This window comes from Caballeronia sp. (genome assembly GCF_049581465.1).
Classification (GTDB): domain Bacteria; phylum Pseudomonadota; class Gammaproteobacteria; order Burkholderiales; family Burkholderiaceae; genus Caballeronia.
In genome coordinates, this window is sequence record NZ_JBAUSA010000134.1 from 1 (window position 1) to 2034 (window position 2034).

The window sequence follows — 2034 nt, forward strand, 5'->3', positions numbered from 1 at the left end:
ACTCGCGGCCTTGGGAGACCAGGAAATCGACGCCCATATCCTTGGCCCGCGCCGCATCTTCCGCGTTACCCACGGTCCAGAACACCAGTCCGCCGGCGTCCTTGATGATACGAATGTAGGGCGCGAGATCACCCTGCCACATGGAGAACACGCGCACGCCCGCTTCCAGTGCAGCGGCAAGCCGCTTGCGCTGGTCCACGACCAGCGTCAGGTTCGCACCAAACCGGCCCTTGGCGACGCGGTTGATTTTTGCCAGCTCCTCGCTGACGTTCTCTTCGGGCATATGCATGAGGGCCGCGAAGCCGAAGCTACCGCTGTTCGCCATGGCGGCGAGAAATTCCGCGCTGGTGCCTCGCCCGAGGGGACCAGCCACGACGGGAACGCACAAGTCGAGTGCTTTGGTTAGTGCTGTTTCAAAAGGCATGTCAGCTTTCCTTGATGAATCGGTTTACCGAAACCGGACATCTGAGGTTAGCCTGATCGATCTATTCAGTCAATATCGTTTAACTATAGAAATATCGATTTATTGTTTTTGGTCGATTATCCTAGACGGAAGCTCAACGCTAACAAAAAAGGAAAGTTCATGCTAGTTGATATCCGCCGATACACTGTCGTCCCAGGCAAGCTGAAAGCCTATCTGGAGGTCTATGAAGCCTATGGTTTGCCCGTTCAGCGCCGTCATGTAGGCGACCCGCTTGGATACTTCATCTCCGAGGTGGGCGAGCTCAATCAGGTGGTCCATCTATGGGGATACGAAGACGCTGCCGATCGTCAGCGCCGTCGCGCTGAGATGGAAAAGGATCCCGAATGGGTTGAATACAAAAAGAAGACTGCGACGGGGCAATACATCCAGCGTCAGGAAAATCAACTGGTTGTCTCGGCGCCCTGGTCGAAGCTTTAAAAAGCATCCCGGAGCCACGCTGACAACGCGGCCTCAACTGTGATTTGATAATGGGTGAAACGCATGGATCGGATGGCCAGTCTCACCGCTTTTGTCCGCGTCGTCGAGAGCGGCGGCTTTACTGCGGCGGCCCGGCGCCTCGACCTGTCGATAACGACGATCAGCAATCACGTCCAGGCTCTGGAAGACAGCCTCGGTGTGCGTCTGTTGAATCGCACCACACGCCGCGTGAATCTGACTGAGATCGGCCGCGAGTATTACGAACGCTGCTCGCAGATCTTGCAGGAACTGGCCGAAGCGGACGAGATCACCAGTGCATCCCAGGTGACGCCGCGCGGCCGGCTGCGGCTGCGTTGCCACCAGGCTCTGGACCGCTTCATCGCACCCGTCGCTGCCCGCTTTTCCGGCGCTTACCCTGACGTCTCGCTAGATTTCCAGATCGACGACGTGATCGATCCCGTACGAGGCGGGGAGGAATTCGACCTGTCGATCATGCCGGCATCGCCGCCGGATTCGACCTTGGTCAGAAGGACGCTGGCGAAATGGCGCTTTGTCTTGTGCTGTGCGCCCGCTTACCTCGAAACGCATCCCGCGCCTCTCAGCCCAGCCGACCTCGCGGATCATAACTGCCTGATTTACGCCTATGCGATCTTCGGCAACGAGTTCCGTTTCGTCGATTCGGCGGGCCATGTGATGAGCATGCGTGTATCGGGCAATCTGGTCACTGCCAGCATTTCCGTCATGCGCGCGGCCGCCACTGCAGGGCTCGGATTGTGGCTGTGCCCGGAGTTTCTCGTGGCGGGAATGCTTGCTTCCGGCGAACTGGTGCCGCTGCTGCCCAACTACCGAACCGAGGAGTTGGAGATCGTCGCGCTCTATCCTCATCGGCGCCAACTGAGCACCAAGGTGCGGCTGCTCCTCGATATGCTGGTCGAGCATTTCGCTCACGAGCAGCGCTGGCTCGACGCCTTGCCTATCCGGTGAGACGGGCGTAGTCGCGTGCCGTCCGCGCCCGGCTGGCGGAGCCTCGACACGGGCAGGCACGGGTGGAACATCGTCCGGCATCAGCGAGGCCATCCTGGCGGCAGCAAGCGGCCAACTCGCGGCCGCGTAGCTGTCACGCAGGGCTGCAT

General features: G+C 59.6%; 3 protein-coding genes. 2 read left to right on the forward strand and 1 reads right to left on the reverse strand.

Going from position 1 to position 2034, the window contains the following annotated elements; genetic code table 11:
• Positions 1-424: nitronate monooxygenase (locus WCA53_RS03490; protein ID WP_423905504.1), on the reverse strand; the 424-nt coding region annotated here is incomplete at its 3' end.
• A gap of 159 nt (positions 425-583) precedes the next feature.
• Between WCA53_RS03490 and WCA53_RS03495 the strand changes: the two genes are divergently transcribed.
• Positions 584-901, forward strand: coding sequence for an NIPSNAP family protein (locus WCA53_RS03495; RefSeq protein ID WP_423905506.1), 318 nt, complete (start codon positions 584-586; stop codon positions 899-901).
• A 63-nt stretch (positions 902-964) separates the two neighbouring features.
• A complete protein-coding gene (locus WCA53_RS03500; protein ID WP_423905508.1) occupies positions 965-1885 on the forward strand; it encodes a LysR substrate-binding domain-containing protein in 921 nt (306 codons plus the stop codon).
• Positions 1886-2034: the final 149 nt, after the last annotated feature.